Source organism: Pseudomonas sp. Irchel s3b5 (genome assembly GCF_900187435.1).
Taxonomy (GTDB): Bacteria; Pseudomonadota; Gammaproteobacteria; order Pseudomonadales; family Pseudomonadaceae; genus Aquipseudomonas.
The window spans coordinates 60,894-73,766 of record NZ_FYDY01000015.1 but is presented as its reverse complement, the minus strand read 5'-3'; the positions used below and the strand labels follow the sequence as shown (position 1 = coordinate 73,766).

The 12,873-nt window shown below is 59.7% G+C and carries 11 protein-coding genes and 1 tRNA gene; 7 read left to right on the top strand and 5 right to left on the bottom strand.

Translation table 11 applies throughout. The annotated features are described in order from the left end of the window. Nucleotides 1-52: 52 nt before the first annotated feature. From CKW15_RS16870 to CKW15_RS16855, 4 genes are all read left to right on the top strand, one after another. The gene (locus tag CKW15_RS16870) at nucleotides 53-325 is read left to right on the top strand and encodes an HU family DNA-binding protein (RefSeq protein ID WP_002552737.1); all 273 of its coding nucleotides are present in this window, start codon (nucleotides 53-55) and stop codon (nucleotides 323-325) included. Between the two features lie 53 nt (nucleotides 326-378). After that, a tRNA-Leu gene (locus CKW15_RS16865) sits at nucleotides 379-459 on the top strand. A 102-nt stretch (nucleotides 460-561) separates the two neighbouring features. Continuing rightward, nucleotides 562-2,433 carry a SurA N-terminal domain-containing protein gene (locus CKW15_RS16860; protein ID WP_095059650.1) on the top strand — a complete coding sequence of 624 codons (1,872 nt, stop codon included), beginning with the start codon at nucleotides 562-564 and terminating at the stop codon, nucleotides 2,431-2,433. A 203-nt stretch (nucleotides 2,434-2,636) separates the two neighbouring features. Beyond that, nucleotides 2,637-3,482: a DUF2242 domain-containing protein gene (locus tag CKW15_RS16855; protein ID WP_095059649.1), complete on the top strand. Its 846-nt coding sequence runs from the start codon at nucleotides 2,637-2,639 to the stop codon at nucleotides 3,480-3,482. 342 nt (nucleotides 3,483-3,824) lie between these two features. Here the strand turns inward: CKW15_RS16855 and CKW15_RS16850 are convergent, their stop codons facing one another. From CKW15_RS16850 to CKW15_RS16830, 5 genes are all read right to left on the bottom strand, one after another. Next, nucleotides 3,825-4,865 carry an AraC family transcriptional regulator gene (locus CKW15_RS16850; RefSeq protein ID WP_095059648.1) on the bottom strand — a complete coding sequence of 347 codons (1,041 nt, stop codon included), beginning with the start codon at nucleotides 4,863-4,865 and terminating at the stop codon, nucleotides 3,825-3,827. A gap of 3 nt (nucleotides 4,866-4,868) precedes the next feature. Then, nucleotides 4,869-5,999 carry a carbon-nitrogen hydrolase family protein gene (locus CKW15_RS16845; protein ID WP_095059647.1) on the bottom strand — a complete coding sequence of 377 codons (1,131 nt, stop codon included), beginning with the start codon at nucleotides 5,997-5,999 and terminating at the stop codon, nucleotides 4,869-4,871. Between the two features lie 136 nt (nucleotides 6,000-6,135). Beyond that, the gene (locus CKW15_RS16840; RefSeq protein WP_095059646.1) at nucleotides 6,136-6,747 is read right to left on the bottom strand and encodes a TetR/AcrR family transcriptional regulator; all 612 of its coding nucleotides are present in this window, start codon (nucleotides 6,745-6,747) and stop codon (nucleotides 6,136-6,138) included. A 3-nt stretch (nucleotides 6,748-6,750) separates the two neighbouring features. Further along, nucleotides 6,751-8,058 carry an MFS transporter gene (locus tag CKW15_RS16835; protein WP_095059683.1) on the bottom strand — a complete coding sequence of 436 codons (1,308 nt, stop codon included), beginning with the start codon at nucleotides 8,056-8,058 and terminating at the stop codon, nucleotides 6,751-6,753. Nucleotides 8,059-8,075: 17 nt separating this feature from the next. Beyond that, a complete protein-coding gene (locus tag CKW15_RS16830) occupies nucleotides 8,076-9,059 on the bottom strand; it encodes a flavin reductase family protein (RefSeq protein ID WP_095059645.1) in 984 nt (327 codons plus the stop codon). 169 nt (nucleotides 9,060-9,228) lie between these two features. Between CKW15_RS16830 and CKW15_RS16825 the strand changes: the two genes are divergently transcribed. The 3 genes from CKW15_RS16825 (at nucleotide 9,229) to CKW15_RS16815 (ending at nucleotide 12,577) form a co-directional block, all read left to right on the top strand. Then, entirely contained in the window at nucleotides 9,229-10,692 is a 1,464-nt protein-coding gene (locus CKW15_RS16825; protein ID WP_256580365.1) for a coniferyl aldehyde dehydrogenase, read from the top strand. A gap of 35 nt (nucleotides 10,693-10,727) precedes the next feature. Then, complete coding sequence (locus CKW15_RS16820; RefSeq protein ID WP_256580363.1) at nucleotides 10,728-10,919, top strand: hypothetical protein; 192 nt, start codon at nucleotides 10,728-10,730, stop codon at nucleotides 10,917-10,919. 89 nt (nucleotides 10,920-11,008) lie between these two features. Beyond that, nucleotides 11,009-12,577 (top strand): amidase, encoded by a 1,569-nt coding sequence (locus CKW15_RS16815; RefSeq protein WP_095059643.1) that lies wholly within the window; start codon nucleotides 11,009-11,011, stop codon nucleotides 12,575-12,577. Nucleotides 12,578-12,873: the final 296 nt, after the last annotated feature.

The following is a 12,873-nucleotide window of genomic DNA, read 5'->3' as shown; positions in this document are numbered from 1 at the left end:
TTTCACCAAAAAAACTTAGAATCATACTCAAATAGATATAAGGGGACTTAGAGTGAACAAGTCGGAACTGATTGATGCTATCGCTGCATCCGCTGATATCCCGAAAGCTGCTGCTGGCCGTGCGCTGGACGCTGTAATCGAATCCGTCACTGGCGCTCTCAAGGCTGGTGACTCTGTTGTTCTGGTTGGTTTCGGTACTTTCTCCGTAACTGATCGTCCAGCTCGCATTGGTCGTAACCCACAGACCGGTAAGACGCTGGAAATCGCAGCAGCCAAAAAACCAGGTTTCAAAGCCGGTAAAGCACTGAAAGAAGCTGTCAACTAAGTTCGATTCAGGTTTTTACCCATCCGGGTCGGGGTCATGCCTGACTTGGCAGCGGAGCGGCAGTCCAGACGGCAGGTCGCCGGCTACAGACGCCGAGGGCCATGAGTTCAAGCCGCCCTCGATCCGCTCCGCCAGTTACGAGAAGGCGCATCCTCGGATGCGCCTTTCTTCTATCCGGATTCTACCCACGCTCCACGGTTGCCTAATTTTGAAGTTCAACCGTTTCTGGGGGACGCATGCTGCAGAATATCAGGGACAATTCACAAGGCTGGATTGCCAAGACCATTATCGGGGTCATCGTTGCACTGATGGCTTTGACTGGTGTCGATGCCATTTTTCAAGCCACGACGAACACGAATGAAGCGGCGAAGGTCAATGGTGAAGAAATCAGCCAGAACGAGCTGAGCCAGGCGGTCGATATGCAACGCCGCCAGCTCATGCAACAGCTGGGCAAAGATTTCGACGCTTCCTTGCTTGACGAGAAAATGCTGCGCGATTCGGCTCTCAAGGGCCTGATCGATCGCAAACTGTTGCTGCAAGGCGCAGAAAACTCGAAGTTCGCTTTTTCCGAAGCGGCTCTGGATCAGGTCATGCTGCAAACCCCTGAGTTTCAGGTGGATGGCAAGTTCAACTCCGAGCGTTTCGATCAGGTGATTCGTCAGCTTGGTTACAGCCGCATGCAATTCCGCCAGATGCTGGCTCAGGAAATGCTGATTGGCCAGCTGCGTGCAGGCCTGGCCGGTAGCGGTTTCGTCACCGACGCGCAGGTACTGGCTTTTGCCCGTCTGGAAAAACAGACCCGCGATTTCGCCTCGCTGAACATCAAGGCGGACCCAGCGGCAGTAAAGCTGACCGACGATGAGGTCAAGGCCTACTACGACGAGCACGCCAAGGAATTCATGACGCCGGATCAGGTAGTCATCGATTACCTCGAGTTGAAGAAGGCGTCCTTCTTTGATCAGGTCAGCGTCAGCGACGAAGACCTGCAAGCGGCTTATCAGAAAGAAACCGCGAACCTGTCCGAACAACGTCGGGCTGCGCACATTCTGATCGAAGTGAACGACAAGATGACCGAGGCGCAAGCCAAGGCCAAGATCGACGAGATCCAGGCGCGTCTGGCCAAAGGTGAGAAGTTCGAGGCGCTGGCCAAGGAATTCTCCCAGGATCCGGGTTCGGCTAACAACGGCGGTGACCTGGGTTTTGCCGGTCCTGGCGTTTACGATCCTGTGTTCGAAAAAGCCTTGTATTCGTTGACCAAGGATCAGGTGTCCGAGCCGGTTCGCACCGACTACGGTTTCCACCTGATCAAGCTGCTGGGTGTCGAAGCGCCTGAAGTGCCAACGTTTGCCAGCCTGAAAGACAAGCTGACCCGAGCGCTGAAAACCCAGCAGGTCGAGCAGCGTTTCGTTGAAGCGAGCAAACAGCTGGAAGACGCCGCCTTCGAAGCGTCCGACCTGGCCCAGCCTGCACAGGACCTGAAGCTGACCGTTCACACTTCCGCGCCGTTCGGTCGTGAAGGCGGCGAAGGCATTGCGGCTAACCGTGCCGTGATCACCGCAGCCTTCAGCCAGGAAGTTCTGGAGGAGGGCGCCAACAGCACCGCGATTGAGCTCGATCCGGAAACCGTGATCGTGCTGCGCGCCAAGGAGCACCTGAAGCCTTCGCAGTTGCCGCTGGAAAACGTCTCTGCCAGCATCCGTGTGCAACTGACCAAGGAGCACGCAAGTGCTGCTGCCAAGACCAAGGCTGAGCAGTTGATCGTCAGCCTGCGTGAGGGCAAGACGCCGCTCAACCAGGCGGTCGATGGTCAGAACTGGAAAGTCACGGAAGCGGCGACCCGCGCTCAGGAAGGGGTTGACCCGGCTGTGTTGCAGGCGCTGTTCCGTATGCCGAAGCCTGCTGCCAAAGACAAGCCGACCTTCACCAGCGTGACGCTGGCTGACGGCAGCTTGATGATCGTGCGCCTCAATGGCGTGAACGAAGCGGCAGCGCCGACAGAGGAAGAGAAAGCGCAGTATCGTCGCTACCTCGCTTCTCGCATCGGCCAGCAAGACTTTGCGGCTTACCGCAAGCAGCTCGAAAGCGAGGCGGACATCAAGCGGTTCTGATGCCTGACTGAGTTTTGCGTTGCACAGAGAACCCCGGCCCAATAGGTCGGGGTTTTTTGTTTGGCCGTATGTCATTTAGCGGGGTGACGTTTCATCGTAAACGGGGTCAATCCACCTGTAACTCTTTTAAGACACGATCGATGCTCCGCTATGCATCGATCTGTTGCACAATATGCCCCGAACCGTTTTCCTCAGGATGTTCAATGTTTAAATCATTTCCCATGCGTGTTGCCGGGCTGGTGGCGATGCTGGCCGCGGTGGCCGGTTGTTCCTCGGACAAGGCCGCTATCTACGAGCATGAGAACTTCGACGATTCCGGAACGTTTTCGCGCAACTATCCGGTGACTGATGTGCAGACCTGCGAAGCCGCTCGTCGCGCGTTGCTCAGCCAGGGCTACATCATCACCAGCAATGATCCGAAGCTGATCAGCGGGCACAAGAGCTTCCAGCAGACCGGCGAGAATCACATGGAGATCAGCTTCAGCGTGGTGTGCGCGGATGACGGCAGCAAAGGGCATCACGCCACCATGTTCGCCAATGCGTTGCAGGACCGTTATGCGCTGAAGAAGACCAACAACTCCGCGAGCTTGGGCGTGGGTGTGCTGGGCTCGGTGTCGATGCCGATTGGCTCGTCGGACGATTCGATGGTCAAGGTCGCCAGCGAAACCGTATCTTCCGCCAAGTTCTACGAGCGCTTCTTTGCGTTGGTTGAGCTGTTCCTGCCGCCGGAAGCCAAGAAGGCCGCGCACATTCCCGAACAACCGAAAACCGATCCCTTGGGCATGCCTGAGGCCAAGGCAACACCGGCTCCGCTGGCACCCGCACCGGCGGCTCCTGTTGCCGAGCCGGCTCCCGCTGCACCTGCGCCGGTTGAAGCGACGCCAGCAGCCTCTGAAACGGTGGCCCCGCCCGCTGAAGCAGCGCCGATAACGCCGGTCGAGCGTGTTGAGCCTGCCCCGTCCACAGAAACCATCACGCCAGTCTCGAACCCGAGCGACATGCCGCCGCCGAGTGAACCCATTCCGGTGATGCCTGCTTCCAGCCAGTGAGCGTGACGTTACAGGACCGGTTCGGATGACCCGGTCCTGTGATTGCTGGAAAGATTGACCCGTATCAAGCCAGGCCACTGTTCTGAGGCCTGCCGCAAAAAAGCCAATGATAAATTTCTGATCAGCTGCTACGTTTTATTCTGTAGCGACGGAGTGTCGTGTCTGCGTCATTTTTCTTTCACGCAGGCACTTTATGCTCAAGGGACTGGTCATTAATTCAGGCGTTTTCAATACGCGTCGGGGGCTTCAAGAATGGACGATTATCAAGAAGAGCTGCTTGAATATCAGGCGTTTGAACTGGACCCATTGGAACCAGCGGAAGACGCCACCGAGTTGTAAGCGTCAGACGGACTGGCGATGGCTGCGGCGAAACTCGCCGGGTGTCTGCCCGTTCCAGCGTTTGAAGGCGCGTTGAAACGCTTCGGCTGAGGCAAAGCCCAGCAGGTAGGCGATTTCTCCGAACGCCAGTTCGGTGTCGCGTATGTAGGTCATGGCCAGGTCACGGCGGGTGTCGTTGAGAATTGCGCGAAACTGCGTGCCTTCCTCGGCCAGTTTGCGGCGCAAGGTCCAGGTGGGCAGCTTCAGGCGTGCCGCCACTTCTTCGAGGTCGGGTTCCCGGCCACCACTGAGCAAAGGCCCCAGCAACGCGATGATGCGTTCACGCAGGCTGCGGGTGTGTGTCAGTTGTTCCAGCTCCCGTTCACACAATTGCAGCAGATGCCGCCAGGTGCTTGGGCAATGCTCGGGGTTGCGCTGGGCGAGGCTTGCCAGACTCAGCCGTAGCTGATTGTGTTCGCTGCCAAACTGGATCGGGCCATCACCCAAAACGTCATAGGCTGCGCGGTATTCAGGTTCTTCGAACTCTATCTCGATGCGTTCTGCGCTAAGCGGGGCAGGGCTTATGCAGGATAAATGCTGCAACCAGCCAGCAATGATCGAGTCCACGACGAAGCGGTTGTACGCGTTGTAGGGGCTGATCGAATAGAAACGCAGCCAGGCGCCCCGGGCGTCTTCGTGAAAACTGGATTGACCGCGATAGTTGGAACCGTACAAGGCCTCGAAGCGAATCAGGTAACGGGCCGCCTCACGGACCGTGGGCGCCTGGGCGGCGGTGACCCCGGCAAGCCCTAGTTGGCTCAAGCGGCTGAGTTGACCCATGCGCAAGCCCAGTGCCGGGTTGCCGGTGAGTTGTATGGCTGCGTGTCCCAAGCGCATGTAGCGCGGGATCGATAGACGCGCTCCCGCTTCGCTCAGACGCGCCGTGTCGAGGCCATACTGTTCAAGTAGCGGCTGCGGGTCGATTCCATGGCTGCGCACGGCGTCGGCCAGGCTATGAACAAAACCTACGGACAGATCACCAAGACGCATCGGCTGAGGTTTCATGGGTTACAGCCAGAGGTTCAGCAAGCGCGCACCTTGGGCGTTGCCGTCGGCAAAGTGCTGGCCGTTGCGGCTGAGGAAGCTATGGCCGGCGCTGCCCTGATCCCAGAACTGACCGCGCAGGAACACACTCATGCCGGCGACGGCCTGACTGGCTGGCATCTGGCCGGTCAGGGTCAGGCGCTCCCAGGCCTGGCCTTCGCTGAGTTCTGCGGCATTGAGGCCGCCTGACGTTGGCTTCGGTGAATTTCGGTCACCCTGAAACGGTTGTTCCCAGGTGCCGCGGCCGGCGACAAACGCCGGAACCGCGACGAGCTGGACGTTCTGGTCATCGAGCTTGCGGTAGTTTTCCGGATACCAGCTGTCACGTCCGATCAGCACGCCCAGGCGCCCGGCCGGTGTGTCGACAACGTTAAGCGAATGCTCGCCATTCGCCTTGACCCCATCCTGCCCGGCGAACACCGGGTGCATTTGGCGCTGAGGCTGGCCCATCGGCAGGCCTTCGCTGTTGAACACCACACTGGTGTTGTAGAGCGCGCCGTGGCCGATTTTCAGGGCGCCGTCGATGATGCTCGGTTCGGGCAATACAATCGAACCCGCTACCAGCGTCACGTGGAATTCCCTGGCCAGTCCTCCGAACAATGCCTGGTAGTCTCTGGCCATTACCTTGGCCTTCATGCGCAGATGAGCATCGTCCAGTCGGCTTCCGCCTTCGGCGCTGATCAGGGCGCGGACAAATTTGACGGGATTGCTCACCGCCAGCCAGTTCATGGCTTCTTTGAGGGTGGGGGCTTGATACAGCTCATCCTTCTCACCGCTGATCATCAGCCAGGTGCCGACATGCTCCGGCAGCACGACGATGGTCTTGTTGTTCAACAAACCCTGGTCCCGGGCAGAGTGCAGGTAGGCTGCGAGTTTGCGATGCAGGCGCTCGGGGCTTTGATAGTCGGTGGGAAACAGCTCGGGCTGGATGCCCAGCAGATTGCCGCGATCAGAGGGCGTACCTTGATCGACCGCGAGACTGATCCGAAGATCGGAGAGGTAGTGGCCCACCGGACGATCCGCGGCCCACATGGCGTAGGTCGTAATAGCGGCGAGTAACGCCATGGACAATGTCAGGTACAGAAGTTTGCGCATTGGGAAACAATTAACAGCCGTGTGCGAGGTTTCATATTTTGCCTTCGGATCGGTATCGAGCCTACGGCAAACCATGGGGTAAGGATAGGATTCTCCCACGTTTGAGGTTTTTTACCTTGCTCTGGAGCAGGATAGGTCAACGCTGCTGCGTTATGGTCACTTGCGTTTTCTTGCTACTGGCAATGATGCAAGTAGCAAGATTTGTGAGCGTTTCTGTCAATTGCACTTCGGTTGTTTGAGTGCCATACCACTGTGACTGTCCAAACAGAATGACAATGACCGCGCTGGTGGTCGGGCAGGTACCTGCCGAAGGTTTGTTTTTCTCGCCGAGTGGGTCAGTGATGATGGCGCTTAGAACGGACGAATATCTGTCTTTCAGCTGGAGGATATGCTGCTGTTGTTCGTCATTGAGGTTGGAAAACTCGCGGGTCATCAGGGTCAGTCTGTGCCTTTCGTTAAAACTGAAAGAAACGAAGGCCTGGATGAAGCGCAACAGGCGCTTTTCAGGGCTGCGTGCTCCTTTCATTCGGCGCGTGGTGTCCAGTAACAAGTCCGATAAGGCTGACTCGATCAGTTCGAACAACAAAGCCTGTTTGTTTTCGATGTGATGGTAGAGCGATCCTGCTTGCAGACCCACGTAGCTCGCCAGATCGCGCAAGCCAATAGACTGAAAACCATGTGTGGCGAAGAGTTCAGTTGCCGCATCAAGTACTCGGTCGCGGGCGCTGTGTCTTGAAGTGATTGGCATGAGTTATTCCGCGTGGCGATAGTCTGTTTTGGAAGCATGGTGAGCGGTGCGGATAAGCAACAAAACCGCGCAAATTACCGGCAAGTTCACCAACAGCAACGCATAGCGCAGTGATTCGTGGCCAAACGCCGGTAGCAGCATGTCGCTGAACAAGCCGGTTATCAGTGGCCCGACACCGACGCCGAGCAGCGTGCTTACAATCGTTTGCAGCGCCATGGCGGTCCCGCGTCGACCCGCGGGGACCAATTGGGTGACGAGGTTGTAGGACGGGGCAACCCACCACACGGCAAAGAACGAATAAAGCGCGCACCAGAGCATGGCGCCAGGAATCGGCACATCACCCAGACGCACCAGCAGGGAGTCAGACCAAAGCAAGTAGGGAACCAACGCGCAGATGGCCGCCAGGTGGCCCACCACTGGAATCGAAATTTGCCAGTGTGGATGGCGGCGGCAGAGACGGTCGCTCAACCAGCCACTGAACAAGCCACCGATCCCGGCTGAGGTTCCGCAGATCACACCCGCGAGCAACCCTGCGTGTTGCAGTGACAAGCCGTGGGAGCGCACCAGGAAGCTGGTGTTCCACATGCCAATGGCATAGGAGCTGAGCGTGGTCAGGCCGCCCGCGAGGATAAGACAACGAAAGGCTGGCAATGCCCAGAGTTTGCGTGCTTCGGCACGCATGCCCAGTAGTGCAGGTTGCGTATGGGAGTGTGGCGTGAGGTCCCAGCGGCCACGTTGCGGGTCGCGCACGGCAAACGCCAGGATGGCGCTGAACAAAAGCGCCGGCACGCCAAGGGCAACGAACGCACTGCGCCAGCCATAGTGCTCCACCACCCAGGCGCCAATACTTAAACCGATGATCGAAGAAAAGGTCGGTGCGGCGGTAAAACAACTGATCGCGAATGAGCGTCGTTGTGGTGGATACAGGTCAGCGATCAAGGACAGCGAGGCCGACGTCGTCGGCGATTCGCTGACGGCAACCAGCATCCGTGCAAAGGCCAGCGCCAGGAAGCTGCCGGCCAACCCGCAAGCCATGGTCGCCACAGACCACAACAGGCAAGACATAGCCAGCAGGCGGATACGTGGCATGCGATCCACCAACCGCCCCGCTGGCAGGCCCATCAGTGCATAAACTGCAGCGAAGGCCAGGCCCGAGATCAGGCCGATGGCGGTGTCGCCGACTGCGAATTCCGCTTTGATCGGTTCGACCATGACTGCGAGTATTTGTCGTCCGACGAAGTTGTCGGCAAATACCATGGCCAGCAGCAATAGCAAGCCATGGCTGCCCCAGCCAACACTGACCGGTGACAACAATCCTGCGCGGGCTGTCACCGCGGTGCCCACAGATCAGGCAAGCCCGGGTCACTGACGACGATCAGACGCTTGAGCAAGACCTTCAAGGCTTGGGCGTCAGCGGGACCGAGTTTGACCGAGAGGTCCTCTTCAACGGCCTTGGCCAATGCCAGTTGATGCAGTGAAACCTCACGACCTTGGGCCGTGAGAACAAACCGGATGGAATCGGCTGAGCCCTCGAACGCGACCAGACGCTGACGCTCGAGAAAACGCATGCTCGCCAGTGTCACTTCGCGACCGGTGTAGTTAACGAATGTGTTGATTTCCTCAAGGGTCAGGTTGTCGCGGATACACAAGATCGACAGGACGAAAAACGTCTGTTCGTCCAGTTGCTGACTATTCAGCAATTGGCGCAAGGCGTTGAGTGCCTGGTAATGCGCGCGCCCCAACAGATAGCCAAGCAAGTCCTCGGTGTAGCTGCACTCCGGAGGTGGCGGCGTAGTTGCCAGGCGCAGTTCGCTGCGCGGCTTGCGCGTGGCCAAGGCATATTGGCCACTTTGGAACGCCAGCGGCGCGCGGTCGCTGTGATCGAAGGCGAGCACTTCGCCAACGAAGATCACGTGGTCACCACCCTCGTATTGAAACGCCGTGCGGCACTGGAAGCGAGCCGTGCAATCCTGCAGCAGGGGGGCCTCGCTGACGCCATGATCGAGTTCGATCTCGGCGAACTTGTCCTCGCCCTGGGTGGCGAAACGTCCCGACAGCGTCTCCTGCTCCGTGGACAGCACATGCACATTCCAATGCTTGCCGTTGCTGAACACCGGAAGGCTGCGCGCTTGCTTGGACAAACTCCAGAGTACCAGCGGCGGGTTGAGTGACACCGAGTTGAAGCTGTTGGCGGTGATGCCCACGGGCGAGCCGTCTTCGTTCTGGGTGGTGATGATCGTGACCCCGGTGGTGAACGTGCCGAGCGCGGCACGAAATGCCTGGGGGTCGAAGCTGATGTTTTGCATTGCCATGACTGGCCTCATGGAGTGGGGTTTTCGTATGGCCAGTATTGTGCGTTTGCAGGCGCAGAACATCGTCTCAACGGACTAACGCTAATGTACGGCCTCGTCCGATTGGACGAGGCGGCGCAGGTGGCGGCGAGGCTAGGGTGGCGCCAGGCGCATCGGGCGCTCAACGGCCATCGAGCCAACCTGCAAGGGGATAACAATGAGTACAGCCGCATCTTGTGTCCAAGACCTTTCCAGCCTGCTGGCGCAACAGAAAAGCGCCTTTGCCAGCGCTGGCAGTGTCAGCGCCGACACCCGCCGCCAGCGGCTGCAGCAAGTGATCGACCTGCTGGTCCAAAACCACGAAGCATTGACCACGGCGATCGACCTGGATTTTGGCGGGCGGCCCGCCGGATTTTCGTTGATGAATGACGTGCTGGGTGCACTGGCCTCGCTCAAATATGCCCGTGACCATTTGCAGGAATGGATGCAGGACGAACCGCGCGAGATGTTTTCCCCCTATGACCAGCTCGGCGCCCGGGCCTGGGTCATGCACCAGCCGAAAGGTACGGTGGGCATCCTCGGGACCTGGAACGCGCCTTTGTACACATTGTTCAGCCCATTGGCTTCGGCCTTGGCGGCCGGCAACCGGGCCATCCTCAAGCCTTCCGAAGTCGTGCCTCGCACCGCCGAACTGGTGGCGCGCCTGTGCGCCGAATACCTTGATCCGCTGGTGGTGGCGGTGGTTAACGGTGGGCCGGAACTGGGCGAAGCATTCAGCAGCCAACCCTTCAATCACCTGGTGTTCACGGGCAGTACAGCGATTGGCCGGCTAGTGATGGGCAATGCTGCAAAAAACCTGGTGCCGGTGACCCTGGAACTCGGCGGCAAGTCGCCGGTGATCGTTTCGCGTACGGCTGACTTGAACAAAACGGCCTTCAGCATCGCGGCGGGCAAGATTTGCAATGGTGGGCAGGTCTGCATCAACCCGGATCTGGTCTACGTGCCCACGGCTCAACTTGAATCGTTTCTCGACACGCTTCGCAGTGTCTATCGCGATCTCAACCCGACAGTGGCCGGTAACCCGGATGTGGTGGCGGTGGTCAACCAGCGTCATCTGGACCGGGTCGAGGACCTGATCGAGGACGCGCAGGTACGCGGTGCGCGTATTGAGTGCCTGCCCGAACCTCTGGCCGTGGATACCCAGGACCGTCGTCGTCCGCTGCGCGTAGTGATCGATCCGGCTCCGGACAGCCTGATCATGCACGAGGAAATCTTTGGCCCTGCGATGGTCGTGCTCAGCTATGACGACCTCGATCAGGTCATCGCTGAAATCAACGGCCGACCGCGTCCGCTGGCGTTGTACTACTTCGGCGAGGATGCACAAGAACAACGTCATGTGCTGGAGCACACCCTGTCCGGCGGCGTCACCCTCAACGATGTGATGATGCATGCCGCTTTGCACGATGCGCCGTTCGGTGGTGTCGGCGCTTCGGGCATGGGTCATTACCATGGCCGCGAAGGCTTTCTCGAGTTCAGTCATATGCGCACGGTATTCAAGGCGTCGGCCCATGACCCGCGCCGCGAATGGGGCCTGCTGCCGCCTTATGGCGAGCACTACCTGGCGGCCATGCTGGCCGGGGTCACCTCCGACTGATTTCAGCGCGGGGGCCTTGCGCCCTCATCCGCAGCGTGGACACCATTGCCGCCGTGATTACCGAACAGGTGCGCGTCACGCGGGAAATGGTCAGCCGGGTCGAGAGTGTCTCGACCGGCATCGGAGCGCTGCCGGCCAACGCCGGGCGCAGCGCGGTGGCCGCCGCGGACCTGGAACAACTGGCGCGGGCATTGGATCAGTTGTCGGCACGCTTTAATGTCGCGTGATCATCTGCCTTGTTCCGTCTGAATACCGCTCCCACAAGGAGCAGGACCTCAATCCCTTAACAACCCACAATCAGGGCGCGCTCATCACCATGGATAACCACGAAAACGCACCACTCAACTCCATCACCGGCTGGCCGCGCCGCAGCGTACTCAAGGCCGGTGCCGTGGCTGTCGGCGTCGGGCTTCTGGGACGGTTTGCCGATGCCCGCGCGGCGGGGCTGTCGGCGAGCAACTACCAAGCCATGGATGCCTGGGCCATGAGCCAGGCAATCCGCAGTGGCGAACTCAGCGCCGAGGACCTGTTGGCAGCGGCGCTGGCCCGCTACAACGAGGTCAACCCCAAGGTCAATGCGGTGAACATGCTGCATGAAGCCTACGCACGTACACTGCTCGCCCAGCGTCGCGCCGCCGGCACCTATAACCAGGGCGCTCTGGCCGGTGTGCCGCTGCTGTTCAAGGACCTGAACACCACGCTACAAGGTACGATCACCAGTAACGGTAGCCGGATGTTCAAGGACTCACCGCCCGCTGCTCGCACCAGTACCCTGATCGCCCGGTACGAGCAGGCTGGTGCGGTGCCATTCGGCAAGACCACATCCCCCGAGTTCGGCTTGACCACCACCACCGAATCCCTGGCCTGGGGCCAGACTCATAACCCGTGGAACCTGGCCATGAGCGCAGGCGGTTCTTCGGGGGGCTCGGCCGCTGCGGTGGCGGCGGGGATCGTTCCCGTGGCTCATGCCACTGATGGCGGCGGTTCGATCCGCATTCCCGCTTCGTACTGCGGCGTGGTCGGGCTCAAGCCGACCCGCTATCGCACCCCCAGCGGGCCACTGCAATTCGAGGGTTCGTTTGGAGCCAGCGCTGCCAATGTGGTGTCGCGCACGGTGCGCGATACCGCGCTGTTCCTCGATGCCGGTCAGGGTCATGAGGCGGGCAGTGCCTATTGGTGCGCACCGTTGGTTCGGCCTTATATTGAAGAATTGCAACGTGATCCGGGCAAGTTGCGCGTGGCCGTGGTGCGCCAATCACTGACCGGCGCCCCCTTGGACCCGGCGATTGCCGCCACGCTGGAACAGACCATCAAGCAACTGTTGGCCCTTGGGCATCAACTCGACGAATTGACGCTGAACATCGATCCACGCCAGTTGTTCGGTGCCCATGGCGCTGCGCTCGGCATGGCATTGCGTGTGCAGATTCATGACCGCGAGCAGGTACTCGGACGGGCTGCCACGGCTCAGGATCTGGAGAAGATCACCTTGGTCAATCTCGAACGTTCGAAAGCGACCAGCGGCGAAGACCTGTACCGCGCGCGGCAAGCATTCGAGCGTATTGGCGCGACGATGGAGCAGCACTTCGAACGCTACGACGTGATCCTGTCGCCGGTTACCGGCAGCCTGACCCCGAAGCTGGGTCTGTTGTCGCTTGACCAGCCTTGGGACAGCTACGTCCATCAGGCCATGGGCAGCGCCGGTTTCACCGTGATAGCCAATGTCAGCGGCCAGCCGGCCATTTCTCTGCCGCTGGGCCAGAGCGACGACGGCCTGCCGGTGGGCATGATGTTCACCGCTCGCCTGGGTGGCGAAGACGTGCTGCTGCGCTTGGCCAGTCAACTGGAACAGGCCCACCCGTGGGCTGCCAGACGTGCCACTCTTTAACCCGCCCCCTCACCCTGTAGGCGCCGGCAAGCCAGCTCCTACAGGTTTATTGGGCGTTGCCGGGATTTGCGCCTGACGGTGATCCCCTGTAGGAGCCGGCTTGCCGGCGAAGGCGGTGTGTCAGGCGAGTGAGATGTTGGATGTGCCGACCGTATCGCTGGTAAGCCAGCTGGGCACCCCCTAGTCCACTTTGACGATGAGCCCATCCCCCCGCAGCCCCGATCATGGGCTGCACTCCGCCAGCGCACCCTGCGTGGTCGGCGGTTTCTTTCTGACCTCAGCTAATGGCATAACAA

Excerpts from the sequence above, each read along its gene's own strand:
- CKW15_RS16860 (WP_095059650.1), top strand. The coding sequence starts at position 562 with ATGCTGCAGAATATCAGGGACAATTCACAAGGCTGGATTGCCAAGACC.
- CKW15_RS16855 (WP_095059649.1), top strand. The coding sequence starts at position 2,637 with ATGTTTAAATCATTTCCCATGCGTGTTGCCGGGCTGGTGGCGATGCTG.
- CKW15_RS16850 (WP_095059648.1), bottom strand. The coding sequence starts at position 4,865 with ATGAAACCTCAGCCGATGCGTCTTGGTGATCTGTCCGTAGGTTTTGTT.
- CKW15_RS16845 (WP_095059647.1), bottom strand. The coding sequence starts at position 5,999 with ATGCGCAAACTTCTGTACCTGACATTGTCCATGGCGTTACTCGCCGCT.
- CKW15_RS16840 (WP_095059646.1), bottom strand. The coding sequence starts at position 6,747 with ATGCCAATCACTTCAAGACACAGCGCCCGCGACCGAGTACTTGATGCG.
- CKW15_RS16830 (WP_095059645.1), bottom strand. The coding sequence starts at position 9,059 with ATGGCAATGCAAAACATCAGCTTCGACCCCCAGGCATTTCGTGCCGCG.
- CKW15_RS16815 (WP_095059643.1), top strand. The coding sequence starts at position 11,009 with ATGGATAACCACGAAAACGCACCACTCAACTCCATCACCGGCTGGCCG.